The organism is Paraburkholderia largidicola (assembly GCF_013426895.1).
GTDB lineage: Bacteria > Pseudomonadota > Gammaproteobacteria > Burkholderiales > Burkholderiaceae > Paraburkholderia > Paraburkholderia largidicola.
In genome coordinates this window covers 276,101-302,489 of the sequence record NZ_AP023177.1, presented here as the reverse complement: position 1 = coordinate 302,489, position 26,389 = coordinate 276,101, and the positions used below count along the sequence as shown (strand labels likewise).

The window sequence follows — 26,389 nt, the reverse complement described above, 5'->3', positions numbered from 1 at the left end:
GGGAGGCGAGCCATGCGCTTCACTCGACCCGGCGTGCGCTATAGCGAATCACCTGCGCCCGCCACGCCTTATCAGGCTGCCGCACAGGTATGGGACGAACGCCTCGGCAGCACGCGCGTGCAGGCGAAGAACTGGCGGCTAATGGCCTTCGGCTGCCTGGGCCTCGCGTTGCTGATGGCAGCGGGCCTCGTCTGGCAGTGCGGCCGGTCGCGCGTCACGCCCTACGTGGTCGAGGTCGATCACACGGGCCAGGTCCGCGCGATCGGCGCGGCGGCCACGCCTTACCGGCCGACCGATGCACAGATCGCGTATCACCTGGCGCGCTTCATCACCGACGTGCGTTCGCTGTCAATCGATCCGGTAGTCGTGCGGCAGAACTGGCTCGAAGCCTACGGCTACACCACCGACCGGGGCGCGGCCACGCTGAACGATTACGCGCGTGCTCACGATCCGTTCGCCCATGTCGGGCGGGACTCCGCATCGGTGGACGTGACCAGTGTGGTGCGCGTCAGCGACACCTCGTTCCAGGTGCGCTGGACCGAACAGCACTTCAACGACGGCACGCCGACCGGCACCGAGCACTGGACCGCGATGCTCACCCTCGTCATGCAGACGCCGCGCACCGAGCAGCAGGTGCGCCGCAATCCCCTCGGTATCTACATCAACGGGCTGTCCTGGAGCCGCGACCTGGACACACCGGAAGGAGCGAAGAAGCCATGAAACCGTCGATCACCGCCATTGCCTTTCTCGCCCTGACGGGCGGCCTTGCTGGTTGCGCCACGCAAGGCAAGCCACCGCCGGCGATCTCGCTGGACGGATCCGTGAAGGCCGAACCGCTACCCGAACCGCCGAAACCCGTCGCGGTAGTCGAAGTGCCCAAGCCTTTGCCGCTGCCCGATCAGATGAAGCCGTTGCCGGGCAACCTCGATGCGAAGCCGGCATCGGAGCCGGCAGATGCGAAAGCGCGCGTTGAGCAGGCCAATGCCGACGCGAGCGTGGTGCCGACGCGCGATGGCTACATCAATGCGATCCAGGTCTGGCCGTTTTCCGACGGGGCGCTGTATCAGGTCTACACGAGTCCTGGCCGCGTGACCGTCATCAGCTTGCAGCCGGGCGAGGAACTGGTGACGGTCGCGGCCGGAGATACCGTTCAGTGGATCGTGGGCGACACCGCGAGCGGCAGCGGGGCGACCCGGCGCGTGGCCGTCATGGTCAAGCCAGTACACGCGGGGATCAAGACGAATCTCGTCATCACGACGAACCGGCGCACCTATCTGCTCGAACTCACGTCCACCGCGAAGGCCTGGATGGCGTCGGTTTCGTGGGAGTATCCGAAGGACCAGATGCTGGCCTTGCGGGCCCAGGCACAGGCCGCGGATGCCGTTACGCCTGCGGCCTCAGGCCTGTCGCTCGATCAACTGCATTTCCGCTACGCGATCACGGGCGACAGCCCACCGTGGAAACCTGTACGCGCGTTCGACGACGGGCTGCACGTCTATATCCAGTTTCCTGCCGGCATCGCGCATGGCGAATTGCCGCCGTTGTTCGTGGTCGGCCCCGATGGCAAGGGTGAGCTGGTGAACTACCGTTTCCATGCGCCTTACGACATCGTGGATCGGCTGTTCGGAGCGGCCGAGCTGCGCCTGGGCGGAAAGGAGGGGAGTCGGGCCGCCGTGGTACGCATCGAACGCACTGACGGCGTGGCCGCAGGAGCCGGTCATGGACACGACTGACCGCGAAGCCCAGCCGGCGCCGAAAGTCGCCCCGGAGGGCGTGGAGCTGCGCGCAGCACCGCGCGCGGTTACGCGGCTCAATCGTCGCACGCTGGCTATCTCCGCCACGGCGCTTGCGGTGGCCGTGGCCGGCGCGTCGATGTGGGCGCTGCAATCGAAGGGACGACGCGGCTCGGACGACCGGACCAACCTGTACAACGTCGATCGGATCGCCAGGGCCGACGACCTCGACCAGTTGCCGGCCGACTACTCGAAACTGCCGCCGAAACCAGCGCCGGCGGCCCAGGCCAGCGTGCCGCAGCTCGGACCGCCGCTGCCGGGCGACTGGGGCGCGGCGTCGGCCAGGCCACCGCTGCCGGGCAGCATGGCAGCTCAGGGGCCATCGGCCGAAAGCGTTGACCGTCAGCGTATGGCTGACGAGATTGCACGGTCGGCGGTGTTCTTCCGCACCGGCAGCGATGGCGGCAAACCCGATGCAATCGCCTCGTCTGCGGGCACACCGTCAATAGCCAATGGCTCGGCGGGCGCGTTCAACCCGATGGGTGCCGGGCCAGCGTCCACGGCCGCACAGCCCGACGACCCGACGGCGATCCAGAACCGGCAGGACCAGAAGGAAGCGTTCGTGACAAAAGGGGGCGATGCTGCGATTAGTAACACCGGCAGCTTGCAGGCTCCGGCCCCGCCGTACACCGTCATGGCGGGCACGATCATTCCGGCGGCGCTGGTGACGGGCATCAATTCAGACCTGCCGGGAGAGATCATCGCTGAGGTGACTCAGCCTGTATACGACACCGCGACCGGGCACTACCTATTGATCCCGCAAGGTTCACGTATGATCGGCCGCTACGACAGCCAGGTCGCGTTCGGGCAGCAGCGGGTGCTGCTGGTCTGGCTGCGCTTGGTGCTGCCCGATTCCTCGTCGATCGCGCTGGACAGGTTGCCCGGCGTCGACGCTGCCGGTTATGCGGGCCTGGAGGACGGTGTGGACTGGCATTGGGGCCGCGTTCTGACAGGTGCTGCGCTATCAACGATGCTCGGCGTAGGCTCCGAGCTGGCCGTCTCGAATCAGGGCAGCGCCAACGGCAACACGATCATCGCGCTCCGGGACAGCTCGCAGGACACGGCCAATCAGGTCGGTCAGGAAATCACTCGCCGCGATTTGAGCATCCAACCGACGCTGACGGTACGGACAGGGTTTCAGGTCAACGTGATGGTGAACAAGGATTTGGTGCTGCGGCCGTATCAGCCACTCAATGTCCAGAGAGGACCGATTCAATGAGCACGACGCGCAAACTGCGGCTGGGGCCGCTGCCTGACTCACAGACAGTCAAACTGACTTTTACGTGCTCGGCCAGCCTCAAGGTCGAGCTCGACCGTTACGCCGCGCTGCATGGACAAACCTACGGCGAAACGGTCGACGCCGTTACGTTGATTCCTCACATGTTGGAGGCATTCATGGCCGGAGACCGCGGTTTTCGGAGAGCGCCAAAATTGCCGGTTGCCAAAGTTCTTACCAGGGATACCTGATAAAAATTCAACGTATTTTCAAGATAATCTGAGCTGCTAATCGCTAGGATAGACGAGATCCGATACGCGACTCACCCCCGCACCTAGAGCTGGGTAAAGCCCCCATCCGCTACTAGATCGATGCCAGTAGAGACGCTGCGTTCGTCGGATGCGACGAAAGAGACCGCGTTTGCAAGCTCCTCGGGGGCGACCAGTTCGTCCTAGCGGCGTGGTCGACGCGCAGAAGGCGCGACCGGCACCCGCTTACTCTTTGGTCTTGAACTATCCGTCGATAATCGGCGTGTCCGCGGCGCCCGGACTCAGATTGTTCACGCGAATTCCTCGGTCCTTTAGTTCAGTGGACCATGTTCGAACGAACGCAGCGCCGCCTTGGTCGCGCTGTAGGTCGCGTGCCCAGGAAAGCCCTTGCGATACACGGCCGACGAGACCAGTACGATCGAGCTGCCGCGTGTCATCAGCCGAAGGGCCTTTGGGCTGGTGAAGAACACGCCGCGTGCATTGATGTCAAATGTCTTGTCGAAATGCTCGGGCGTCGCGGCCTCAAGCGTGACTTGCTCAACGAACCCCGCGCTCGCGACGACGATATCGAGCACGCCTTTCTCAGCGCGGATTTGCTCGAACAACCACTGCACGATTCCGGAGACATCGAGGGGGTGCAGACACAGGCCGGGCTCACCGGTACGACGGTCGATGCTGTCCGCGACGGGTTCTGGTGGCTGATGCCAGACACGCTCATGGCCGAATGACGGTATCGGCCGGATTCATCCAAATGCTACGCCCGTTAGTTTTTCGGAGAGCTCCCAGAATCGTGTCGCAGTCTCCATGTCAAGCGCTTGCCGCGGAATCTTCGCTGTGGCCGGGAGTCCACGTATCTCGCCCATTCTGTCCGGTCCGTAATACATGCCACCTTGTGCAGCCGGTGACGTCGCTGCATAAAGCGTTGGCAATGCCCCTTGCGACGCGGGCTGGAACATGAACCAGAGATATTTGCGTAATAGGGCGAAAGCGCTGTTCGGTCCTGTCCCGTTTGGCAGCAGGTCGGTGCGGGCAATGCCCGGATGCGCAGGGATGCTCGCAATGCCCCAGCCCCTGGCCTCGCAGCGCCGCTGGAGTTCGAGGCTGAACATCAGGCATGCGAGCTTGGATTGCGCGTAAGCTTGCATCGGCTTGTACGTGCGTTCGGCTTGCAGGTCGTCGAAATGGATCGCGCCGTCGCGGGCAGCAATGCTCGCAAGCGTCACGACGCGTGGACTTGCGCCGTTGCGCAAAAGCGGCAGCAGGTGCGCCGTAAGTGCGAAGTGCCCCACGTAGTTGATGCCCAACTGTAGTTCGAATCCGTCGTCCGTGGTCTTGCGCTGCGGCGGTGTCATCACGCCGGCGTTGTTGATGAGAAGATCCACGCTGTCGAGTCTGGCACGCAGTCTCGAACCCAATGCATCCACTGATTCAAGACGCGCGAGATCGAGTTCCTCGAAACACACCGTCGCGTCGCGCGCATTTCGGCGCACGTGTTCGACCGCTTCGCGGCCTTTGGCCGGATTGCGTCCGGCGATGATGACATTCGCACCGGCGCGGGCCAGCGCCAACGCATTTTCGAGGCCGAGGCCGCCGGTCCCGGTAATGATGGCGGTACGGCCACGCTGTGATGGAATATCCGCTGCAGTCCACTTGGCCATGATTCTCGCCCTGAGGGTTGATTATATTTGCACTGAGTGCGTATATTTGCGCACTCAGTGCAATCTTGCAAGGCAAATTTACGTGACATCGAAAACCGTTGATGATCAATCCGCGCGTCGAGGGCTACGCGAACAAAAACAACGAGAGACGCGCCTGCGCATCGCGGAAACGGGTCTGCAGCTCTTTCTGGCCCATGGCTACGAAGCGACAACGCTCGACGCGGTTGCGGAGGCAGCGGGCATCTCGCGGCGCACATTCTTCTCGTACTTCAGGTCGAAGGATGACATCGTGCTCGCGTGGCAAGCGGGGGCATGGGATGCGATGCAAGCGGAGCTGCTGAAAGTCTCCCCCGACGAAGCGCCGCTCGACGCCGTGCGCAAAACGCTGATCAATCACGTTTCGCGCTACGAATCGGAGAAAATGCGAGCGATCGACCGCGTGATGCGCGCGAGCGAAACGCTAAAAGCTCGCAAACAGGCGGCATACGCAGCCCAGGAAGAGGGGCTTTACGCAACGCTGTGCGAAGTCTGGCGCCAGCCGCAACGACGGCAGGCGCTGCGTGTCGTCGCGATGGTCTCCATGGGCGCCACGCGTCTGGCCATCGAGGCTTGGGGAAACCAGAGCGGCGAGCGGCCGATCGCGGCGTTCTTGGAGGAAACCTTTGCGGCGGTGAAGGCCGAAATCGGATGACTTGTGCGATTCACGCCCTATGCCTCACTGTGTCGATGAAGGCGTGCAGCTTCGGTTGCGCCTTCGCCGGGAAATAGAGGTACATCCCCACGGTCGGATGAATGTAGCTGCGTAGCACTGATTCGAGCCGCCCGGTCGCCGGATCCTCGGCGGCTTCCACGTCAGCTACATATGCCAATCCCAAACCCTGGTGTGCGAACGACAACAGCGTCGCCAAGCAGGCCAGATTGCGCAAACCCTGAAAGGGTACCTGAATGCACTCATCTTTCGTGGAACGTCAGTTCGGCCCGTCCTCGGGCGGTACAAGCTGGGCGAGCGCTGGCGCAATCACCCCTTCCAGCAGCGCTTTTTCCGGACGAACGCGCGCCAGGACGCGAACGCCCATCAGAACGCCAAGCAGGTGCCGGGCGAGGACCGCGGCCGGCTGTGATGGCGTAATGGTCCCGTCGGCCTGACCTGTTCTGATGCACCCGAGAAAAAAGCCTTCGATACGGGTAAGAACACCGTCGATGATCTTCTGGAATTCAGCATCGTGCGGTGCCATCTCCAGGGCCGAATTCACGAGCATGCAACCCTTATGCTGGCGATCGTTCAACGAGCGGCGCAGGATCTCTTCGAAGAACGAATGGATCGCCTCAAGGGGAGGGAGCGCTTCGCACCGCCGTATGCGGTTGCCTATGCTTTCGCTTGTGTAGCGATCGAGCGCTGCCCGGAACAGGCCGCGCTTGTCTCCGTACGCGTTGTAAAGGCTTGCGGCGGTGAGACCTGTTTTCCCGGTGAGATCTTTCACCGACGTCGCCTCGTAGCCGTACCTCCAGAAGCACTGGACCGTTGCGTCCAGCACTGCTTCTTCGTCAAATTCCCTTGGTCTCGCCATCTCTGTCACCTGGATCCATCATGGCGCAGCGAGCTTGCCAACTTCGCTGCGATGAGCGATTATAGAATGTGCGTTCTAAAACGGAAAGGGCGCGAGCTGAATATAGCCGTGGGCGCAACGTGCCCCGTGGAGGAGGAGAGTCATGGGACTGCAGGAGCAACTGGACAGCTTCAGGGCGGAGTTCGCGCGCACTGCGCCATCCGGGCGCGTCGCGCTCTACGAGGCCAGGATCGACGAACTGCGTGCCAGGTTCGCGCTGGACCTGGCGGTCGGAACTGGCGATGAAGCGCCGGACTTTTCACTACCGGACATACATGGCAATTGGGTCTCGCTTTCCGGTCTGTTGCAGCACGGACCCGTCGTGCTTACGTTTTATCGCGGCGGATGGTGTCCCTACTGCAATATCCAGTTGCGGGCGTATCAGGCGATCCTTCCTGAGATGGCCGCGCTGGGCGCCCGGCTGATCGCGATCTCGCCACAGCTTCCCGACGGATCGCTGACGACTGCGCAGACAAACGCACTAACCTTCGATGTCCTGAGCGATGCAGGTAATTCCGCCGCGCGCCGCTTCGGACTCGTTTATGCACTGCCCGAGGATCTGCGTGAGGCACTGCGCTCGAACAACAAGGCGTTGCCCGCGATCAATGGCGACGGGAGCTGGGAATTGCCGGTTCCCGCCACCTATGTGATTGCTCCGGATGGGCGCATTGTGCTCGCCGGTATCGAGGTCGATTACCGCAAGCGGCTCGAACCGGATGCGATTCTCGCTGCCGTGAAAGCGCTTCTACCGGCCTGATCGATGGCAAGCGGCAAGGTATCGGTTGCGGCGGCCGTCGACCCTGAGCAGGCGCAGCGAAAAGCCTCACGCATACGACTGTCGGGGTTCGCCTGGGCAGCGCTCACGGTCATGATCTTCTCGGGCTGGTTTGTCGTGACACGGCTCGGTGTCACCCGCGAGCTTCGCATCTGGGACATTGCCGCGCTTAGGTTCGGCATTGGCGGCATCCTTCTCGCGCCAACTGTCGTGCGCCGGGGCTCCCGCCTGTCTGCCGCCGCCTGGGGCGAGGGTTTGATATTTGCGGTGTTGTGGGGCGTGCCTTTCGTACTGCTCGTCGCGCTCGGGTTGAAGCTGACTTCGGCGGCTCAGGCCGCGTCTGTCGCACCGACGTTGATGCCAGTCTTCGCCGGCGTGTTCGGTTGGGGTTTCCTGCGTGAGCGGCAGGGAAGGTCACGGTGGATCGGCTATGCGGCGATCATTACAGGGCTCGTTTGCCTGGTGGGTGCCGGTGTAGCAGCCCATGGCAAACCCAATCCTTTTGGCATCTTCGCACTGACGGCCGCTGCCGCGATGTGGGCCATCTATACGCTGCTGTTTCGACGCAGCGGCCTGACACCGATCCAGTCCGCTGCGCTGATCTGCCTCTGGTCGATGGCGCTTTATCTTCCAGTCTATCTGTTCCTCGGCCTCAGCCGGTTCAGCCTTGCCTCCCCGGGGGAGATTGCCATGCAAGGGATTTATCAAGGCGTGCTGATGAGTGGCGTCGCGCTCATCACCTATAACCGCGCCGTTTCCCTGCTCGGCTCTTCGGCTGCCACTGCTGTCATTGCACTGCTTCCTGCTGTTGCCTCGGTTCTCGCCATACCCGTTCTCGGCGAAACGCCGTCGCTGGCTGAAGGTGTGTCGATCGTCATCATCGTTTTCGGTGTACTGCTCGCTTCCAGGCCCGCTCCCGCGCGCATTGCAGCAGTGCCGCGTGCATCAACCCATTCGCAAACCTGAAGGTACCGCCATGATCCGCTTTTACTTCCACCCCACGCCAAATCCGGCCAAGATTGCCCTGTTTCTCGAGGAGACGGGTCTTCCCTACGAGATGGTCCCCATCGACACGAGCAAGGGCGAGCAGCACACGCCGCAATTCCGCGCGATCAACCCCAACGGCAAGGTGCCTGCCATCGTCGATACAGACGGGCCGGGCGGCAAGGAAGCGCGCGTGTTCGACTCCACGGCGATCCTGCTCTATCTGGCGGAGAAGACCGGCAAATTGCAGGGCGCACCGCAGGACAGGCCCGAACTGCTTTCGTGGCTGCTCTTTCTCGCCTCCGGTCTTGGCCCGTTCTCGGGCCAGGCCGTGCACTTCCAGTTCGCCGCGCCCGAAGGACTCGACTATGCGGTGAACCGTTATCGACGTGAGGCCGAGCGCCACTACCAGGTTCTGAACGACCATCTGGAAGGACGCACGTACATCGTGGGTGAAACATACACAATCGCCGATATATCGGCTTGGGGATGGCTTGACCGCGCTTCGCGTGTGCTCAAGGGGGCCGACGATCCGCTGGGGTCGTTTCCCAACCTCAAGCGGCTGTTCGAAACAGTCGATGCACGCCCAGCGGCGGCCCGCGCCAGAGCAATCGGCAAGGACCACGAGTTCAAGAAGGTCAACGACGAGGAGACCCGTCGCGCGCTCTTCCCGTCCAACTATCCGCTGGTAGCCTGAGCCGGCGCTGAGCCGTAATGGAGAACTGCATGGCTGATTCACTCGACTATATTCCCCCGAAGGTCTGGAGCTGGAATAAACCCAGCGGTGGCACCTTCGCGAACATCAACCGACCGGTCGCCGGGCCGACGCATGAAAAGGTGCTGCCTGTCGGGCGTCATCCGCTGCAGCTTTATTCGCTGGGCACGCCCAATGGCGTAAAGGTCACAATCCTGCTGGAGGAACTGCTCGCAGCCGGCTATTCGGGGGCCGAGTATGACGCCTGGCTGATCAGGATCGGCGAGGGTGAGCAGTTTGGCAGCGGCTTCGTGGACATCAATCCGAACTCGAAGATCCCCGCGCTGCTGGATCGCGGTGGGCCGAAGCCTGTACGCGTGTTCGAGTCGGGCTCGATCCTGCTGTACCTGGCCGAGAAGTTCGGGGCGTTTCTTCCGAAAGACGTGGCGGCACGCACCGAGACGCTCAACTGGCTGTTCTGGCAGATGGGCTGCGCGCCATACCTGGGCGGCGGCTTCGGCCACTTCTACGCCTATGCGCCAACGAAGATCGAGTATGCGATCGACCGTTTCGCGATGGAGGTGAAGCGCCAGCTCGATGTGCTCGACCGGCAGCTCGCCAACAGTGAATATCTCGCCGGTGACGATTACACCATCGCCGACATGGCGGTGTTCCCGTGGTACGGCGGCCTTGTCAAAGGCTGGCAATACGGTGCGGCGGAATTCCTGTCCGTGCGGGACTACACGAACATTCAACGCTGGGCCAACATGCTTCTCGCGCGGCCGGCGGTAAGACGTGGACGCATGGTCAACCGGACGAGCGGTGACCCTTCCGGGCAGCTTCGGGAGCGTCACGATGCGAGCGATTTTGATACGGCGACACAGGACAAGACGGAGGCAGCGCAATCATGAGGGTCGAAGGCAAACGTATTCTAATCACGGGCGGCTCAAGCGGCATCGGGCTTGCACTTGCACATGCACTGCTTGCGAAGGGCGCGAAAGTCGTTGTCACCGGGCGACGGCCAGACGCACTGGCGAGCGCGGTCCGGGAGCTTCAGGGAACGGCTCCATCCATCTGGGCGGTAACGGCCGATGTAGCGACCCCCGAGGGCCGTGCGGCAACGTTGAGCCAAGCCTTGGACACGCTGGGCGGGCTCGACGTGCTCGTGAACAATGCTGGCGGCGTGAGGGCCGGACGCCTTGAAAACACGCCTGAAGCCGAATTGCTGGCCATGATCGACGTCGATCTTGTTGCGCCCGTTCTGCTGACACGTGCGGCCCTGCCGGCGTTGCGTGCGGGCGGTGACGCAATGGTCGTGAACATCGCCTCTGGCATCGCGCTGATCGGCGCTCCGTTCTATGCGACCTATGCTGCGACCAAGGCCGGCCTCGCCCGTTTCGGCGAGGCGCTGCGGCGCGAGCTCCGGGGCGAAGGCGTCCATGTGCTGACTGCCTATCCAGGCGCCACCGACACGCCGATGATGAAATCCAACCGGGCCGGGCCAGAACTCGGTTTTACCCGGGAGCCAGCGTCCGCAGTGGCCGCCGCTATCGTGGAGGGCATAGAGGCGGATGCGTTCGAAGTAATCCGGGGCGGCGAGGTACGAGCCCAGATGATTGCACTCAATCGCGATAATCCTGCAGCGGTCGATGAGCGTTTTCTCGCACTCAAGCCCGCCCTCGAAGAGGCTGTAAGGGATCATTCTGCGCTCTAACCAGCAGTGGCGACCAGCGCAGCGAAGCACAGAGGCCCACATTGCCTGGGACGTACATGTTCGCCGCTGTCGGCAGTCGGCACGAAACGCACCGGTCCGTCTGCCGTTCCGCGCTGTGCGTTGATGTTCGAACAACTCGGTCAAACGCTGGTTAGCCGCAGCCTGCGACGCGGAATGCCGCGGCTATGCGTGTCCCGTCCTCCAGCGTGCGTAGAGGGTATGGACAGTACCATCGTTGGCCGCCAGCAACCGCAGGGAAATGCGCCGCGAGATTTTTTTGCATCAATAATGCGCTCGATGCGTCAAATCCCGTGCTTAAAGAAGCTTATACGTGTAACCCGCAGGGGGCTTTGTGAACTAACGGAACTTCGTCGATGTTGATGCGTAAAGGACAGTGCTCACAAAACAGTCGACGGAATTTGGGTTACATTGGTAGGTTCGCGCCACGCGGCGAAGCGGGTGGGGAGGTGTTTGCGATAGAGCGAAGCGGTCAGCAGATGGCGTTTCCGCTGCCTCTCGCTTCTTGCCTGGTTTGAATGTTTGTACTGCAGCAGCTTCAGATCGGGGCATCGGAGGGGGCGCTCTTCAAAGGATCAGCTGCCAGCTTGAAAATTGACACGACTTCGCGCAGCGTGCCGGATTGGGCCGACATCGATTGCGCCGCGGCTGAGGCTTCTTCAACCAATGCGGCGTTTTGCTGCGTCACCTGGTCCATCTGGGCAACGGCGGTGTTGACCTGTTCGATACCCGTATGCTGTTCGAGTGAGGCTGTCGTAATCTCTTCCATCAGGCCGGCGACGCGCTTGACCGCATGGACTACCTCGCCCATGGTCGTGCCTGCTTCGTTCACCAGATCTGAACCGGCTTTTACGCGGTCAACCGAATGTGTGATGAGTTCCTTGATCTCTTTCGCGGCGCTGGCACTTCGTTGCGCAAGGGTCCGTACTTCTGCCGCGACAACGGCAAACCCGCGCCCCTGACCGCCCGCACGTGCCGCCTCGACTGCTGCGTTGAGCGCGAGAATATTGGTTTGGAAAGCGATACCTTCGATCACGGCGATAATATCGCTCACCTTAGCCGAACTGTCCGATATTGCATGCATGGTCTCGATCACGCGTCCCACAACATTGCCGCCACGCTGCGCAATATCGGACGCGTTTGCCGCAAGCGTGCTGCCTTGCCGGGCACTTTCCGTGTTTTGCCTGACGGTGGAAGTCAGCTCCTCCATGCTCGCGGCGGTTTGCTCAATCGATGCAGCCTGTTCTTCCGTGCGCCGGCTCAGATCGGCATTGCCCGCCGCGATCTGCGCAGCGCCCGTGGCAATCGTATCGCTGCCGGATCGTACTTCTCCAACCAGGTCCGCGAGTCTCTCGTTCATGTGTTTGAGCGCGCGCAGTAGTTGGCTCGTTTCGTCCTTGCCGCGCACTTCGATTTTCGAGGTGAGGTCGCCTTGTGCGACCGTTTGGGCAATTTTCACGGATGTACGGATCGGAGCTGTGATGGAGCGAGTGATGATGAACGCAACAACCAGGCTCAATGCGACGGCTATTCCGATCAGCACGCACGTAAAAAGCAACGCGCTGTGGAAGGCGGTCGCTGCCTCGGTACCGGAGTCCTCCGCTCCCTGGCTATTCAGGGCGATGTCCTGCGCAATGAGGTCAGTGACTTTGGTGAACGCGCGCAAAGACTCGCCCCCGGCGAAAGACCGGGCGTCACCGAAATGCTCATCTCCGCTGTCGGCAAGCTCGTTCAGCCGTTTGTCCAGCGAGAGATAGGTGTTCCATGCTGCCTTGATCTGGTTCGACAATTGCAGTTCTTCAGCCGAGCCGACCACCGCCTCGTACTGTGGCCACACCCGCGATAACTCATTTAGCGCTGCGTCGTGTTTCGACCGCTGAAACTGACGTTCCGAAGAGCTGGTTGCAATCAGATAACTTAAGGAAGCCTGGCGCGTTTCATCAGCCAGCGCCCGTATATTGCCCAGTCGCTGGACACTGGGAAGCAGATTGGTTGCAAGATCTTGGGTACCAGCATAAATGCGGGAAGTCTGGGCGAGGCCTAGAGCGCCTACAAGACATAGCAAAACGAGCGTCACGCCAAATCCAATTCCAAGGCGAACGCCTATCCTGAGACTGCCAATGGTTTTCACGGCTTTTCCTTCGCATGTAGGTTGCGACTGTTGACTCAGCGTCCGATCAACACAGACAACCTGCGTTGATCAGGAAACCTGCTTTCCCGCGACGTGATTTCTCCTGGTGCTCTTTCCGGACTACCACCTCAAATAGAGCGGACCAATCAGGGCACCGATACCGGCAGTGATGCTGATGCCCAGTACGTACCAGACACCCCAGAACGGTACGGACATCTCTGAACAGTAAAGCGAATATACGAGCAGTCCTTGCGCGCCAGCGAGCAGTCCGGCGCCTGTACCTGACAACATCGGGTGGATGGGAGCCAGTCCTTTCAAGGCGTGCATCACTGCGACAAGCGATGGAAGAGAGAGCAGAACAATATTCGCCGTGGTGACACGCCATGTCGTACCTAACATCAGTTGCAGGCGATAACCTGGCGGAGTCGCGAATACGACGAACGTGGCAGCGAGCAACATGATAATGAATGGCAGTGTGACCGCTAACCATGCCAGCCTGACGGGTGCACCGGGCCGTCCAAGCCGTCCGGCGAGGTTCATCGCAGCGATGAGTGTCGTTACCGGAAACGCAAGTCGTACCCAGAACATCGTCGTCAGTATCAATTCCGGCATGTCGCTGCGGATGCCATAAAGTACTACCAGCAAAGCCGCGCTGCTGGCCATGCCGACGCTAAGCGCGCGATTGAGCCGCTTCGAAGCAAAATTCGACTCAATCGGTGTAAGAGTATTAGTAAGCCTTAGTATAAGATCTGAAGTTCTCATGTGGCCCAACGAAGAATGCCGCAACGTTTTGAAAGCGGATACGCGATGCGATACGGGCAGCGGCTGCCGGGCAAACGGTCCGACATCCTGGTCAATCTCCGTGCCGAATGCCGGTAAATACGCCGGCTGAAAGCATCCCTGCCAGATTGCCCTGGATGTCGAAGGAGGGCGCCTCCTGAAACGCCGCCGCGACCGCTTCGCCCAGTGATGCCCCTTCGAGAAGATGGGTCAGGAAGGCCGCGCCGCCAGCCGGCAGGCGCGATACCAGCACCTCATCTTCGGGTCGCGTCACGAGTGCGTCCTCCGCTTCGCTTGAGCGCAGCGGCGTAATGGGACCGTCGTTCCGGTTGGTCGCGAAGATGGCCACGGCGGGATAGCGTGAGCGCACCACTCGCACGGCCGGGTGTGGCGTGAAACGGACGTCAGCAAGAGACGCCGGTTCGATCCCGGCTAGCGCCTCGGCGGCGAGCACAGGCAGGTCGGCTGCGTGATAGGCATCCAGCCACGCCCGCTCGATGCGCGCGATATCCGCAAGCCAGGGCATCTCGCGCGCATATTCGTAGGATTCGACGAACGCGGGAAAGTCCCGTCCGTACTCGAACAGCAGCGGCGAAGTGGGAGGCGTCGCGCGGAGATGGAAACGGGCCATCGCCCTGAAGAAGTCGGCTCCGGTGATGCGCTGGATAGCAGGATAGACGGCGGCCAGCGCCTCGATGAGGCTGACCGTGACGTTGTTGCGATAAACGTTGTAGCGCTTGACCACACCCTTGCCCGGCCCGGCGGTGACGTCCTCAGGCGCGGTGATCGATGGGTCCGTCAAACCCGGTGCAAACGCGGCGGCGTGGCCGCCCGAAGGATGTTCAGCCTGCATGGCTGACCTCCTCGACGAGTGACACGTCTTGTTCCGCCATGATGTGCCGCGCGGATAGAGCCTGAGCCCGCAGCACCGGCCATGCGGGAAGCTTGCTGTCCCATTCGATCAGCGTAGGCCGTGGGCCGATTCGCGTAACGAGATCCCGATAGAGACGCCAGACGGGATCGGAGATGGCGCAGTCGTGGCTATCGATGAGCAGCAGTTCGTTTTCGTCGTCGCGCTGCTCGCTATGTCCGGCCAGGTGCAATTCGCCCACCTGTTCAAGCGGTAGTCCGGCGAGATACGCCTCGGCGGAAAAGCCGTGATTGGTCGCCGAAACAAAGACGTTGTTGAGGTCCAGCAACAGGCCGCAGCCGGTACGCTGAACGACTGCGCGGATGAATTCGGTTTCGCTCAATGTCGAGGATGCGAACGCGACATAGGTCGACGGATTCTCAAGAAGGAGGGGGCGTTTGATCGCGTCCTGGACCTGATCGATGTGTTCGCATACGTGCTCGAGCGTTGCTTGCGTGTACGGCAACGGCAGGAGGTCGTTGAAGAATGTGCCGCCGTGTGATGACCACGCGAGGTGTTCGGACACCAGCATGGGTTCATAGCGCGTCACCAGATCGCGAAAGCGCGCGAGATGCGAGAGGTCCAGTGCTCCTGGTCCGCCGATCGACATGCACACGCCGTGAAGGGAGAGCGGGTAGGCTTCGCGAATTGCCGTAAGCGCCCGGTGGGGTGGGCCACCGGCGCCCATATAGTTCTCGGCGTGAACTTCGAAGAAGCCATCCTCCAGGCCGTCCGCGAGAATCGCGCTCAGGTGTTCATGCTTGAAACTCGTTCCGACAGGCGCTTGAGCGCGACGCGTCACGCCACTAGAACAGTCAGGGTCGCAAACCGCCATTGTTCCTGAGGTATCGTTCATGGCCGCTCCCGTTCATCGAGCCGTTGGCAGGTTCAGGACTTTATTGGCGTGAGCGAGCCATGGCCACCGCCCGGCACTTCGATGCTCGTACAGGTGCCGCCTTGAACGAACTTCCACGAGTTACCCTGGAAGTCCATTGCCGACGTTCCCTGGCACGTCGTGCCGGGACCGGCGGCGCAATCGTTCTGCCCCTTCAGTGCGACGCCGTAGCACTTTTCCTTGTGGGCCGCAATGGCTGCGCCTTCTTCCGCTTTTGTGAGCGGTGCTGCATGGGCGACTGATGCGAGCAGGCTCGCAACGACGCCAGCGAGCAGGGTGGAACTAACAGTGGCTTTTGTGGACATCGCATTTCTCCAGAGATTAGAAGGTATCCGTGATGGATACGTCATCTAATTCGTGGGTCACAGACGTCTGGTTACAGTGGTGTTTTGTTTTTTTCTGTGGTGGTCGACATCAGCCATCTGATCAGAGGACTGCCGCCCGGATTGTCAGAGCGTTGTTCACCAGCGAAGGAGTTTGGGACCAAGCACCGCCCCGAACGCGGCTGGGAGCAACATGCCAGCCACATACCAAACGCTCCAGAACGCCGGACTCATCTCAGGACAATGAAAGCAGTACGCGACTGTGGCGATCGAACTCGCGAGCAGCCCGCAGGCAGCGCCCGCAAGCCGTGGGCTCGTGGGTGCCAGACCTTTGACGGCCCAGAATACGGCGATGAAGCCTGGAACGGCGAGCAGAAGAATATTGAACGGACATGACCGCCACGAGTGCCCGAGTAGCGCAGGCAGCCGGTCTTCCGGCGCCGCGGTGACGACAGTCACGACTGCAGCGATCCAGACGACTAGCACCGGAGTCGTCATGAAGGGCCATCCGGCTCCAACCTTGGCGCCGGGGCGCGCCAGCCGAACGGTCGCAATCAGGGCACCGATTGCGAGGCATAGTGGGAACGCGAGCTTCTCCCAGAAGATCGGGGTCTTGGCGACGGCGGCCAGATCGGGGCGAACGCCAAACACCATAGCCATTAATGCCGTTGCGCCAAGCGTGGCGATAGGCAGTGAGATGCCGAAGCGACGGGCTGCGGTGCCTCTTCGCAAAGGTGTTATGCCGGTCGAGAGCAATCCGACAAGATCATCTGTTCTCATGCGATTCTCCGGACGTGTGCGGCCAGAGCCTTGAGTCCCCTGTGAATACTGACCTTGACGGCCGACTCCGATAGCCCTGTCAACTGGGCGGCCTCTGCAACCGAAAGTCCCTGCAACTTGACGTGCAGGATCGAGAGCCTCTGTTTGTCCGGTAGGTGACCAAGGAGTTTCCCGACATCGCGACGGGCATCCGCCGGCTCGTCGTCGGATTCGGCGAAAATGTCGTCGTGCTCATCAAGCGGTTCGTGCAACGACTCGCGTCGCGCACGGGTCCTGAAGAAATCCATCAGCTTATAACGCGCGATCGCGTGGACCCACGCGGTGAGAGGTTCATCCGGGCGGTATGTATGACGCGCATTGTGCACGGCAAGCAGGATGTCCTGAACGAGATCCTCGACGTCGTCGTGGAGTTGTGGAATCCGCTTGCGAAGATAGCCTCGCAGGTGACGCGTCAGTTCGGACAGGAACGAGCGATATTCGGATGCATTGCCCGCGAGGCCCGCGACAAACAATGTCTTCAGACGCTGCTCTGCGGAATACACAGTTTTGTCCCTTGGCTCAAAGAGCAGAGTGATCCCGAACCGCTTCTTCAAGCGCGGCTTTCATGCCGGCAAAGCGTCGGTCGAGTGCGGCAGGATCGTTGCGGTTCAGGGCGATCATCTGCGTGCGCGCCTCACCGCCCCGGATGACCTCGAAGGCGTTTTGTTCAAGCCCCGAGCAGATCGCATCGGCAACGGCTATTGCCGGCTCACGTACGAAGCCCAGTTCAGCCCCGGCTCGCGAACTCCGCATCATAGGTGTCTCCGTCGCCCCGGGGTACACCGTCAGGACGTGGATTCCCTCTCCTGAAAGTTCGCGTCGCAACGCCTCACCAAAATGCGCGAGTCCTGCCTTGACTGCCGCGTAGGTCGTATAGAACGGCATGCCGATCAACGCGATTCCCGAGGCGACGTTCACGACGGCGCTTTCGCCGCTTTCACGCAGGCTTGGCAGGAGCGCCCTCGTAAGAAAAATGGGAGCAACAAGATCGACTTCGATCATCGCCTGGATTTCAGACTCAGTAGTGTTCTCGAGCCTGCCGGCCCTTACCCCGCCAGCATTGTTGACCAGTACGTCAACGCCGCCGAGCGTTTTGAGCACTTCTTCGATCGTCGCGGTACGGCCTGATTCCGTTGCAACGTCCGCCACGATGGCTTTCGCTGTAATGCCTGACACCCGCAAGCTCGCAATGGCATCATCGAGTTTGTCAGTTCGGCGACCGCCGATCGCCACGCGCGCGCCTTTCAAGCCCAGAATGTGAGCGAGCGCCAGACCGATCCCACTGGAGCCACCCGTAATCAACACCCGCCTGTTCCTGATTTCCATTCCTCATGTTCCTCGTTTGACTCGAGCTCTGGCGCTTCAGAACGTCTATCGCAAGGTATTAAACTCTCTGCAATCCCGTGCGTCCTGTGACCGGGCGGTTGGACGGGAAGAGGGCGTGCCGCGCCGCCTCATCCATCTCCTGCTTGAACGTCTGTCCGGTCCCAACCGCAGCCAAGCGGGCGTCGATTTCAGTGAACCAGCGCCGAGATTGGCGAATGGCGCCAACGGATCATCAATGCCGGGTCGGACGAAAGCGGCGCGTGCTATCCAACCCCATGCGGACATGTCGGCGATCGTATAGCTTTCTCCGACGAGACACTCGCGGCCTGCGAGCTGCTCGTCGAGTACGCGATTGTGCCGCTCTGCTTCACGGCGGAACCGGCCGATCGCATACGGCAGCTTCTTCGGTGCCGCGTGCTGCAAATGTACCGACTGACCCGAGGAAGGTCCGACACCTGAACTGACTAAAAAGAGCCAGGAGAGCAGTTCGGGACAATCAGTTGCGGCGTCGAGATATTGTCCAGTCTCCTCAGCCAGATAAAGCAGAATGGCACTGGAATCCAACATCCTCGTTTCCCTACCGGCTGGCCTGGCCCTGTCGACGATTGCTGGAACATTGCCGTTCGGGTTGACTTTCAGGAAAGCGTCGAGATGCTGTTCGCCCTTCTTGGTGTTAACGGGCCGCAGTTCATGCTCAAGGCCAGTTTCTTCAAGCATCAGGGCAACCTTTGGAGGGTTGGGCGTAGGGTGAAAATAGAAATCGATCATGATGTTATGGTGCGCTGCGTTCAGACGGCCTGATGCCTGCGTGATGGCTTTCGTAGGACCCCCGGGGCGGTCTGCTACCGCCGCAAGGCAATTTTAGATCGATTGATTTAGAATATCGCAACGCGTGTGACGATGCAATGCCGATCGGCAAGACGCTACGCGATCGCAGGAGTTGACATGGCCCGACCACGGGAGTTTGATGAAAATGCGGTCCTTGATGCAGCCGCCCTCCAGTTCTGGATCTATGGCTATACAGCTACTTCCGTCCGGGATCTCGCGCAGGGGATGGGAATTACGGGAGCAAGTCTGTTCAACGCGTTCGGGGACAAACGGTCGCTGTTTGAACGAGCGCTGGCACATTACATTGAAAGAAGCTTTGGAGACCGGGTATCGAGATTCGAGCGAAGCCTGCCGCCGTTGGAAGCCATCAAGGCATTCTTCCGGGAGATTGTCGAGCGGTCGGTCCGCGACAGGGACCGTAAGGGATGCCTGCTGGTAAATTCGGCGCTTGAGGTTGCACCACACGACGCCGATTTTCAGGGGATGATCACAAATGTCCTAATGGAGGTCGAAGCGTTCTTCTTGCGTTGCGTGCGCGCCGGTCAGCGGGCTGGCGAAATATCGACTGCACAGCCCGCTGACGATCTTGCCCGGTTGCTGCTGGGAGCACACCTTGGCATACGGGTACTTGCCCGGGTAAGACCGGAGCGTGCGCTTCTGGAGGGAGTTGTGCGACCGGTGCTGGCGCTTCTTGAACCCAATATCAATTGACCTTCGGGCACCGAGGCGGATCATCGACCGAAAAGATGAGTAGCCTGAGCAGTGGCTCCGCACTGACGACCATGCGACACCGTCTCTCTGGCGGTGTTCAACAACAAGCTGCTTGCGCCAGAACTAGTTATCCGACAGTCGATTATTCTGACATGCGCGGAGTAGTTATCGCATGGCAAAAGAAACGTCGCGGCAACACGGCAATCTAGCTTCGAAGATTGTACCTGCTACCTCGCGGTGTAAAGCCGCGAGGATTCTCCCACCTCTACTGGGCGGCAATGCCCTGTGCTCCGGCCGGCACACCCGTTACCGTTCCAACCGAACTCAGACTACCGTCCGGAGCGACGCGAAACCCACTCACTGCACCGGCTCCTTCACGAACGTAGAGAAAACGGCCGTTGCGACTCAGTGCGAGATCTAGCGGTGCAGGGACGACGCCCGCCGCCGGATTGAGCACTCGTACCCGGCCGTCCGACGCGATCGCTAGGCTACTGATTGTCCCGCTTCCTGCGTTGGCCGTGTAAGCGTATCGACCGTCTCCTGTCGTCACGAGCCAGCACGGTGCTGTTTGGCCAAGCGTTATTGAGCGGCTCAATGATTCAAGAGGGCCCGCCTCGTGCGTTTCATATGACGACACAGCGCCGGAGCCAGCCTCAGAAACTATTGCAAAGCCACGGTTGGTAACTGAGAAGCCAAATGGCGTCACTCCGCTCGATGCGGTCCGAGTTACCCCAGACGCATAGCCAAGCGGATTGATTCGCCAACTATCGATTAGCTGTGTGCCTTTTTCAGTAACCAACAGTTCGTCGTCGTCCGGAGCAAACCGTACCTGCGCCGGCTGCGCGGCACTTCCGCCAGCGAGTGGTCGCTGGGAACCCGGGAGCGGAATCAGGCGCTTGCCGATTGGATCGATAACAAAACCACTGATATCCGGCGTGCCGCCTGCATTTACCACGTATGCGACGAAGCCCTTGGCAGTAATGCTCACTGGCATCTGGCCGCCTGACGGTTTTCGGTCGAGTAATGTGAGTTTCGTGCCGTCGATCGCGAACATCGACACATCATTGCTGCCCGCGTTGACGGCGAACAAAAAGCCTGATCCAAGTGTTAGTGAACCTTGCGAGCCCAGTGGGTCGGCGCCTGTTCCAGCGCCCTTGCCTCCAGTCGCATAGGTGCCAACGTAGGTTAGTGTTCCATTGGCATCTCTACTGTAAGCAAGGACTGAATTCCCAGTAGCCTGATTGGACATGACATAGACGGCACCGGTTGAGCTACCGTCAGGCTCGGCAGCTTGAGCCAGATTGACTGTGAGAGCGAAACCAATCGCGGCGGCAAGTCCGCAGACAGCCTGTGACCGTATTAAGCTAGCATATCGCATAACTAACTCTCCTCTTTTAATGGACATCCTTATGGACGGCAAAAGCATGGGGGGCGCGGGGCAGTTGGTCGTACAACGCGATTACCTGTTACGGGATCAACGACAAGGAGCCTTCGGCCGTCCGCGAATCGCATTGAGTAAATAGCTTACGTAGGCGCTTGAGTCCGAAACGTTCTTCGCAGCGCCGAGATTACGCGCTTCCTTTGCCTGACGATAGAGCATTAAAAGCGACGCACCGTATGTCATTGACTAACGATGGCGAGCCACATCCGTATTCGACGCCTACGTCGACTTTATGGTTAGCTGTCGAGATCACTCTTCGATGCTTCGGCAGATGCACAGAAGATTCGGGCGCGATATTTGAATCGGGATGATTTTCCAGGAAGTTGCTGTCAACCCATCAACAGGCGTGGATAACACCGCTTCTTCGGTGAGTTCCGAGGCGAAAGCTGGTGGGTAGCTACAATCTGTGGTCGCAGTTTTCACTCCCTAAAGGCGCGAAGTGCGAGAACCACTCTGTCTAGTTGTGAAAGTTGGCTGGTGTTCGATAGAGCACCAAAGGTAACGCACCGTATGTTTTACTGACGGCAGTGTTCCGCGTATGGATCGAATCCGGCAGTCGCTTATTCGAACGCGTGGTAAGGACTCCGCCTAGGCCGTCCTGAGAGGCTGGGGTTCCGGAGCGGAAGCGCGCAACTGACGAATGTCCTCAGCCTTGGTTAACAGATGGATAAAGGCTCGTACTTTTGCGGACCGGAAGCGTGCTGCCGGAAATACAGCGTGGACTCCACCCCAGGGCAACGACCAACCTGGCAAGACATGCACGAGCCGTCCGGCAGCAAGATCAGCGGCGACAACGAAATCTGGCAGCACCGAAAGTCCGGCGCCGGCTAAAACCGCTGCGTGAACCGCGGGCGTTGAGTCAATAGCTAGGGTCGAAGTTGCCTGAACGAATCGTTGCTCGTTTTCTCCACGCGAAAAGCTCAAACGCAACGGATCGCGTATTGCCGCATGGGCCACGAATGGAAAATTTTGGACTTCTTCTGGCTCTTTGATTATCGACACTACGCTCGCAAGCGTTGATCCACAAACAAGCAGTTGCCGAGTCGATGCGATTTTCCTGGACCGAAGGCCGGAATCGGGCAGCCGACCAAGACGGACTGCAACATCTATCTGATCTGAGACGATATCCAGGTGTTTGTCTGTGAGTATCAACGTTGCCTCACAAGCTGGATAACGCCGCGTGAACTCGGTGAGTGCGAAGACAACAACCAAGGTTCCATAATCGGTCGGCGCCGTGACCCGTAGCGCGCCAGTCGGTGCTGCTGAGGAGTCGGCAAGCTCGTTAAATGCGTCTTCCGACTCCTTTAGGATCGTGGCGCAGCGAGCATGGAAAGCGAATCCCGCTTCCGTTGGATGTACCGTTCTTGAGGTGCGGACAAGGAGCGTTGTTCCGACTTCCTGTTCAAGTTTCGCGACTTGCTGGCTTACCACCGCTTTAGTAATTCCAAGCCGTTCAGCTGCAGCCGTGAACGAGCCTGCATCGACCACGGCGGCATAATAGGCTAGTCGATTCAAGTTCCGATACGTGCGCATGAGCGTCAGTTTTAAATAGACCCGATACTGTTTGCGGACCGATACGTGCCACTGATGAGGCAGAGACGATGTTCTGAAACGAGCTTATCTCCCGTGCCACAAACCTCATATGGATACGAGGTAACCAGCATGCTTTACCTCGTAAGCTAACTGCAACCTGACTTAACCTTGATTCACCAATCAGGTACGGCCTCTCTGACGAGGCACGATGCCTGAGCCGGCGTGACCGGCAATCGGCTCTCATCATGCTGACCGATTGAGGGCGGTACTAATACCGGGCCGTTGCTCAGTATCTTCGATTGATTCCGGGCGGGAATGACATGCTCGAACGCTCGACCATTTATCGCGCGCCTATATGCCAATTCGCCGCATCGTCGCGACTGGTTACAGTAGTTGAAAAATTTTGTCTCGCCGCAAACGTCCAGATCGGGCGACAGGCTCGGAACTGCCCATAAGCGCGATGTCGGCGCAGCCTCCTGGCGAAAAATAATTCGCTCGCCGTGTAACCGGATCCACTCGGTGAGCGAAGTAGCGACGAGCTTCGCGAGTGACTCGTGGGCGAGCCCTGACGGGAAGTATTTCTACCAGGACTACGCCTGCGACGACAAGATCGTCGCGTATTTGATCGGCACAAGCGGCACGTTGACGAAGATTGGCGAACAGCCTGCCAACACGCCATCGAAAATCAGCCTGCAGGGACTCACAGGTACCTCAACTATGTGTTGGCGCGAATCGCTGACCACAAAATCTCTGGCATCGACGAGCTCTTACCATGGCGTGTGGCTGACAAGTTGCACGCACCCCCCGGCCCATCGCATCAAGCTATCTAGCCGCCACCTGGGGTCATCATGCCCCAGGCGCGCGCGCTTGTACCAACGGCCCAGGTGAGCCGCTTATGATCGAACAGCGGTTGGTTCAACAGCTCGCCGCGACAGTGCACGGCGGCAGCATTTCCTGGGGAGTCGGACGGCAGCGCGGCCCATCAATCGGCTAGACTGACTCGCCTTCAAGTCTGCGAACAATTGACCCGCGCGAACAGCGAGTTCACTTAAGTGACGGATGAGGCCAGTGATATCGTCATTCGCCCTCGGCTAACAGCGTCGCCTCACGGCCTTGTAGTTGGCCACATGATCGAACGCCATATTGAGAGCAATCTCGAGCGGTTTTTGACTGCGCGAAGTCTTGGCGAGAAGCAGACCTCCTTGAACGGCGCACAACACGCCGATCGCCAGCTCCCTGGGAACGGCCGTGCTCTCCAGCTCGCCATTCGCTTGCATAGTCGCAAAGCCTGCGGCCAGGCGGTCCTCCCATGTATTGAAGCCGGCGACAAGCAGTGCACGAGCTTGCTCGGATTGATTGGCCAGTTCATTTGCCAGAGATCCGATCGGGCACCCGCCATTGATGCCCGCTTCTCGATTCAGCGCCAGGATGCAATCGCACCAGCGACGCAATGCCGCGAGGGAGTCGAGTTGCGTAAGTGCGGTCCCTTGCGCCGCCATCACGCGGGCCACCTGCGCGGAAACGACTTCGCGAACAAGCGCGTCCTTATCTGCGAAATAGTGATAGAGCTGGGATTTGCTCACGCCAGCCGTCGCACACACATCGTCGAGGCTCGTAGTTTCTACGCCCTTCGCGTAGGTGAGGCTCGTCGTCGCATCCACGATTCGCTGCCGGGTCACGGCACCCCGGGATGTGTACGTCTTTTGCGCGCTGGCTGATGTCTTCTTCATGAAGCAGCTTTCTAGCACGAATGGACTGGACAGTCCAGTTTTATCCTGGCAAAGTGGACTTGTTAGTCCATTTCAGTTCAACCCTGCACCTTACTTGTTCAAAGGCCAAGTCATGAGCATCTCGACCACCCCAGTTTTTCCCAAGCTTCGGGACGACCAGATCCCCACCGGGTCTCGCCCGTTTATAGAAAAGGTAAAGAAGGGTTTTGGATTCGTCCCAAATCTGTTCGCCGTCTTCTCGAATTCTCCGGTGCTGCTTGAGGGATATCTGGGCCTTGATGCGACTTATAGCAAAGGCACGTTGAGTCCCGCAGAACGACAGCTGGTGCTGCTGACCGCGAGTGTCGTCAACGAGTGCGGCTACTGCACCGCTGCCCACAGCACTGTCGCGAAGGGCATGCTCAAGGTGCCCGCTGCCGTCGTTGCTGCGGTGCGATCGCAGCAGCCTCTCGCCGACGCGAAGCTCAACGCTTTGGTCAATCTCACGCGCGAACTTGTGCTTGCTCGGGGTCGCGTTGCCACAGCAACCATCGAGTCGTTCCTGAACGCCGGATACCGTAACGATCAGATTGGCGAAGTGATTATCGGGGTCGCCCTCAAGACCATGAGCAACTATACCCACCACCTTTCCCCGGTAGAGATTGATTCCGCATTTAAAGCGGAGGCGTGATTCAACGTTCCATGTTGCACGCGGATCAACACAGGTACGGCTCATTAAAGGATCGCTGGATGACAGACCTTTACGACCCCATAGTTATGGGCGACATGAAACTCGGCAATCGTGTCTTCATGGCGCCATTGACCCGAAATCGCGCTATGCCAAACGGGGTACCCGGCCAGTGGGCATCCAGGTATTACAGCCAGCGTGCATCGGCCGGGCTCATTGTCTCGGAGGCTACGCAAATCTCGCCTATGGGAAAGGGCTACATCAACACCCCTGGCATTCATTCGAACGAACAGATCGCTGGCTGGAAGTCGGTCGTCGATGCGGTGCACCAGTCGGGCGGCCGAATCTTCCTTCAGCTGTGGCATGTGGGCCGAATCTCTCACCGCAGCCTGTTGCCGGGAAACGCTTCGCCGGTGGCGCCTTCCGCGATTACGGCTCGCGCGCAGACAGTCGTTGAGACAGGATTTGTCGATGTCTCGGAGCCCCGATCACTTAGCCTGAAGGAGATACGGGACACGATCAAGGATTACGGGCGCGCCGCGTCCAATGCCAAAGCTGCCGGCTTCGACGGCGTGGAGATCCACGCGGCCAATGGCTACCTGATTGACCAATTCCTCCGGTCGAATTCGAACCTCCGCACCGACAACTATGGCGGCAGTGCTGCGAACCGGGTGCGCTTTCTCGATGAAGTCGTCGAGGCCGTCTTGAACGTCTGGGATCCGGGTCGCGTTGGGGTGCGTATTTCTCCACTCGGCACCTTCAACGACATGGGTGATGCAAATCCAGAGGAAACGTTCGCGTGCGTTGTGGACGTGCTCAACAGGCATCGGCCCGGATATCTGCACGTCGTGGAAGACGCCATCCCGGTCGATCTCAAGGCAGACTTCTTCCGACGCTTGCGCTCGACATGGAAGGGGACCTATGTCGCCAACGGAGGATACGATGCTGAGCGGGGCGAGCGCGCGGTCTCTGACGGATCTGCCGATGCCGTGGCCTATGGCCGGCTCTTCCTCGCGAACCCCGATCTTCCCAAGCGGTTAAGTCGTCGCGGACCGTTGAACGAGCCCGATACCGGAAGCTTTTACGGTGGCGACGAACGCGGCTATATCGACTATCCGGAGTGGGTCATGAGCGGAGCAAGGGCCCCGTGATCCTCAATATGGAGGCGGTCACCCGTGACTGCGACGGTGCCGACCGATCTGCATGTCGGTCCCGCGGTCGCCGCTACAGCGCATGAAGCGTTGGGATTTACAAGGGCCACAATGGCGATCAGGGCACTCACGGCAACCGCCGTGATGGACGGCTTACACGGAATCATTTTCGACATCCATAGGTGGATCAGCCGATTTCGCCTAGACGAGGAGCACGCATGGCAGCGCGCGAGACAGCGGTCGTCTTCGGGGTTGAAGCAAAGCTGGGATGGGCTCAGGTACAACGCTTCGTAACCGGGAACATGCAGGTCGGCGCGGATGCCCGCGGTGAAGCGGAACTAATCTCCATGATCAATTCTCGAGGTGGCCAAGGTATCCGGTCTTATGCTGCTGACGTTTCGAATGGGGAAGATGTT

28 protein-coding genes and 3 pseudogenes are annotated in these 26,389 nt (G+C 60.1%); 14 read left to right on the top strand and 17 right to left on the bottom strand.

Annotation, left to right across the window (positions count from 1 at the left end):
- Positions 1-12: 12 nt before the first annotated feature.
- From trbF to PPGU16_RS40635, 4 genes are read left to right on the top strand one after another with little or no spacing between them, the layout of a single operon-like run.
- The gene (trbF, locus tag PPGU16_RS40650; RefSeq protein WP_180727708.1) at positions 13-720 is read left to right on the top strand and encodes a conjugal transfer protein TrbF; all 708 of its coding nucleotides are present in this window, start codon (positions 13-15) and stop codon (positions 718-720) included.
- Positions 717-1,733, top strand: a complete 1,017-nt coding sequence (gene trbG / locus PPGU16_RS40645; RefSeq protein WP_180727707.1) for a P-type conjugative transfer protein TrbG — start codon at positions 717-719, stop codon at positions 1,731-1,733. Before trbF ends, trbG begins: the two co-directional genes overlap by 4 nt.
- A complete protein-coding gene (locus tag PPGU16_RS40640) occupies positions 1,720-3,012 on the top strand; it encodes a TraB/TrbI/VirB10 family type IV secretion system protein (RefSeq protein WP_180727706.1) in 1,293 nt (430 codons plus the stop codon). Before trbG ends, PPGU16_RS40640 begins: the two co-directional genes overlap by 14 nt.
- Positions 3,009-3,260 carry a DUF2274 domain-containing protein gene (locus PPGU16_RS40635; RefSeq protein WP_180727705.1) on the top strand — a complete coding sequence of 84 codons (252 nt, stop codon included), beginning with the start codon at positions 3,009-3,011 and terminating at the stop codon, positions 3,258-3,260. The genes PPGU16_RS40640 and PPGU16_RS40635 overlap by 4 nt, the downstream gene beginning before the upstream one ends.
- Positions 3,261-3,343: 83 nt before the next feature.
- On the opposite strand, the gene PPGU16_RS40630 is transcribed toward PPGU16_RS40635, so the two are convergent.
- The 3 genes from PPGU16_RS40630 to PPGU16_RS40620 all read right to left on the bottom strand — a co-directional run bounded on the left by PPGU16_RS40630 (position 3,344) and on the right by PPGU16_RS40620 (position 4,936).
- Complete coding sequence (locus PPGU16_RS40630; protein WP_243460832.1) at positions 3,344-3,454, bottom strand: SDR family oxidoreductase; 111 nt, start codon at positions 3,452-3,454, stop codon at positions 3,344-3,346.
- A 135-nt stretch (positions 3,455-3,589) separates the two neighbouring features.
- The gene (locus tag PPGU16_RS42975; protein ID WP_243460828.1) at positions 3,590-3,883 is read right to left on the bottom strand and encodes an SDR family oxidoreductase; all 294 of its coding nucleotides are present in this window, start codon (positions 3,881-3,883) and stop codon (positions 3,590-3,592) included.
- Between the two features lie 138 nt (positions 3,884-4,021).
- Entirely contained in the window at positions 4,022-4,936 is a 915-nt protein-coding gene (locus PPGU16_RS40620) for an SDR family oxidoreductase (RefSeq protein ID WP_180727704.1), read from the bottom strand.
- Here PPGU16_RS40620 and PPGU16_RS40615 point away from each other — a divergent pair.
- Positions 4,935-5,627 (top strand): TetR/AcrR family transcriptional regulator, encoded by a 693-nt coding sequence (locus PPGU16_RS40615; RefSeq protein WP_180727703.1) that lies wholly within the window; start codon positions 4,935-4,937, stop codon positions 5,625-5,627. The two genes, PPGU16_RS40620 and PPGU16_RS40615, sit on opposite strands and share 2 nt — an antisense overlap.
- Before the next feature lie 277 nt (positions 5,628-5,904).
- Here the strand turns inward: PPGU16_RS40615 and PPGU16_RS40605 are convergent, their stop codons facing one another.
- Positions 5,905-6,504 carry a TetR/AcrR family transcriptional regulator gene (locus tag PPGU16_RS40605; protein ID WP_180727701.1) on the bottom strand — a complete coding sequence of 200 codons (600 nt, stop codon included), beginning with the start codon at positions 6,502-6,504 and terminating at the stop codon, positions 5,905-5,907.
- Between the two features lie 142 nt (positions 6,505-6,646).
- Here PPGU16_RS40605 and PPGU16_RS40600 point away from each other — a divergent pair, with 142 nt between their 5' ends.
- Genes PPGU16_RS40600 through PPGU16_RS40580 form a run of 5 tightly spaced genes read left to right on the top strand, consistent with a single transcriptional unit; the run spans position 6,647 to position 10,710 of the window.
- Positions 6,647-7,300: a peroxiredoxin-like family protein gene (locus PPGU16_RS40600; RefSeq protein WP_180727700.1), complete on the top strand. Its 654-nt coding sequence runs from the start codon at positions 6,647-6,649 to the stop codon at positions 7,298-7,300.
- Between the two features lie 3 nt (positions 7,301-7,303).
- Complete coding sequence (locus PPGU16_RS40595; protein ID WP_180727699.1) at positions 7,304-8,284, top strand: DMT family transporter; 981 nt, start codon at positions 7,304-7,306, stop codon at positions 8,282-8,284.
- Positions 8,285-8,294: 10 nt separating this feature from the next.
- Positions 8,295-8,999 (top strand): glutathione S-transferase family protein, encoded by a 705-nt coding sequence (locus tag PPGU16_RS40590; protein ID WP_180727698.1) that lies wholly within the window; start codon positions 8,295-8,297, stop codon positions 8,997-8,999.
- Between the two features lie 29 nt (positions 9,000-9,028).
- Complete coding sequence (yghU, locus tag PPGU16_RS40585) at positions 9,029-9,907, top strand: glutathione-dependent disulfide-bond oxidoreductase (protein WP_180727697.1); 879 nt, start codon at positions 9,029-9,031, stop codon at positions 9,905-9,907.
- Positions 9,904-10,710 carry an SDR family NAD(P)-dependent oxidoreductase gene (locus tag PPGU16_RS40580; protein WP_180727696.1) on the top strand — a complete coding sequence of 269 codons (807 nt, stop codon included), beginning with the start codon at positions 9,904-9,906 and terminating at the stop codon, positions 10,708-10,710. Before yghU ends, PPGU16_RS40580 begins: the two co-directional genes overlap by 4 nt.
- 398 nt (positions 10,711-11,108) lie before the next feature.
- Here the strand turns inward: PPGU16_RS40580 and PPGU16_RS42970 are convergent.
- The 10 genes and pseudogenes from PPGU16_RS42970 to PPGU16_RS40535 form a co-directional block, all read right to left on the bottom strand.
- Positions 11,109-11,216, bottom strand: a pseudogene (locus PPGU16_RS42970) (IS6 family transposase); the annotation flags it as partial.
- Positions 11,217-11,266: 50 nt separating this feature from the next.
- Positions 11,267-12,859, bottom strand: coding sequence for a methyl-accepting chemotaxis protein (locus PPGU16_RS40575; protein ID WP_180727695.1), 1,593 nt, complete (start codon positions 12,857-12,859; stop codon positions 11,267-11,269).
- A gap of 120 nt (positions 12,860-12,979) precedes the next feature.
- Positions 12,980-13,621, bottom strand: coding sequence for a DUF1109 domain-containing protein (locus PPGU16_RS40570; RefSeq protein ID WP_180727694.1), 642 nt, complete (start codon positions 13,619-13,621; stop codon positions 12,980-12,982).
- A 91-nt stretch (positions 13,622-13,712) separates the two neighbouring features.
- Positions 13,713-14,492 carry an HvfC/BufC N-terminal domain-containing protein gene (locus PPGU16_RS40565; protein ID WP_180727693.1) on the bottom strand — a complete coding sequence of 260 codons (780 nt, stop codon included), beginning with the start codon at positions 14,490-14,492 and terminating at the stop codon, positions 13,713-13,715.
- Positions 14,482-15,384: an MNIO family bufferin maturase gene (gene bufB / locus PPGU16_RS40560; protein WP_180727730.1), complete on the bottom strand. Its 903-nt coding sequence runs from the start codon at positions 15,382-15,384 to the stop codon at positions 14,482-14,484. The genes PPGU16_RS40565 and bufB overlap by 11 nt, the downstream gene beginning before the upstream one ends.
- A gap of 53 nt (positions 15,385-15,437) precedes the next feature.
- Entirely contained in the window at positions 15,438-15,749 is a 312-nt protein-coding gene (locus PPGU16_RS40555; RefSeq protein WP_180727692.1) for a BufA1 family periplasmic bufferin-type metallophore, read from the bottom strand.
- Between the two features lie 156 nt (positions 15,750-15,905).
- A complete protein-coding gene (locus PPGU16_RS40550; protein ID WP_180727691.1) occupies positions 15,906-16,547 on the bottom strand; it encodes a DUF1109 domain-containing protein in 642 nt (213 codons plus the stop codon).
- Positions 16,544-17,068 carry a sigma-70 family RNA polymerase sigma factor gene (locus tag PPGU16_RS40545; RefSeq protein WP_243460831.1) on the bottom strand — a complete coding sequence of 175 codons (525 nt, stop codon included), beginning with the start codon at positions 17,066-17,068 and terminating at the stop codon, positions 16,544-16,546. The genes PPGU16_RS40550 and PPGU16_RS40545 overlap by 4 nt, the downstream gene beginning before the upstream one ends.
- Positions 17,069-17,105: 37 nt before the next feature.
- A complete protein-coding gene (locus PPGU16_RS40540; protein WP_180727690.1) occupies positions 17,106-17,912 on the bottom strand; it encodes an SDR family NAD(P)-dependent oxidoreductase in 807 nt (268 codons plus the stop codon).
- Between the two features lie 58 nt (positions 17,913-17,970).
- Positions 17,971-18,680: pseudogene (locus PPGU16_RS40535) on the bottom strand (glutathione S-transferase N-terminal domain-containing protein).
- A 177-nt stretch (positions 18,681-18,857) separates the two neighbouring features.
- Here PPGU16_RS40535 and PPGU16_RS40530 point away from each other — a divergent pair.
- The gene (locus PPGU16_RS40530; RefSeq protein ID WP_180727689.1) at positions 18,858-19,451 is read left to right on the top strand and encodes a TetR/AcrR family transcriptional regulator; all 594 of its coding nucleotides are present in this window, start codon (positions 18,858-18,860) and stop codon (positions 19,449-19,451) included.
- Between the two features lie 265 nt (positions 19,452-19,716).
- Here the strand turns inward: PPGU16_RS40530 and PPGU16_RS40525 are convergent, their stop codons facing one another.
- Complete coding sequence (locus tag PPGU16_RS40525) at positions 19,717-20,700, bottom strand: lactonase family protein (RefSeq protein ID WP_180727688.1); 984 nt, start codon at positions 20,698-20,700, stop codon at positions 19,717-19,719.
- A 780-nt stretch (positions 20,701-21,480) separates the two neighbouring features.
- Positions 21,481-22,407 (bottom strand): LysR family transcriptional regulator, encoded by a 927-nt coding sequence (locus PPGU16_RS40520; protein ID WP_345961206.1) that lies wholly within the window; start codon positions 22,405-22,407, stop codon positions 21,481-21,483.
- A 725-nt stretch (positions 22,408-23,132) separates the two neighbouring features.
- On the opposite strand from PPGU16_RS40520, the pseudogene PPGU16_RS43320 reads away from it, so the two are divergent.
- Positions 23,133-23,255 (top strand): annotated as a pseudogene (locus PPGU16_RS43320) (transposase domain-containing protein); the annotation flags it as partial.
- Positions 23,256-23,516: 261 nt separating this feature from the next.
- Here the strand turns inward: PPGU16_RS43320 and PPGU16_RS40510 are convergent.
- Complete coding sequence (locus tag PPGU16_RS40510) at positions 23,517-24,155, bottom strand: TetR/AcrR family transcriptional regulator (RefSeq protein WP_180727686.1); 639 nt, start codon at positions 24,153-24,155, stop codon at positions 23,517-23,519.
- A gap of 112 nt (positions 24,156-24,267) precedes the next feature.
- On the opposite strand from PPGU16_RS40510, the gene PPGU16_RS40505 reads away from it, so the two are divergent.
- Positions 24,268-24,825 (top strand): carboxymuconolactone decarboxylase family protein, encoded by a 558-nt coding sequence (locus PPGU16_RS40505; protein WP_180727685.1) that lies wholly within the window; start codon positions 24,268-24,270, stop codon positions 24,823-24,825.
- Between the two features lie 59 nt (positions 24,826-24,884).
- A complete protein-coding gene (locus tag PPGU16_RS40500; RefSeq protein ID WP_180727684.1) occupies positions 24,885-25,973 on the top strand; it encodes an alkene reductase in 1,089 nt (362 codons plus the stop codon).
- Positions 25,974-26,389: the final 416 nt, after the last annotated feature.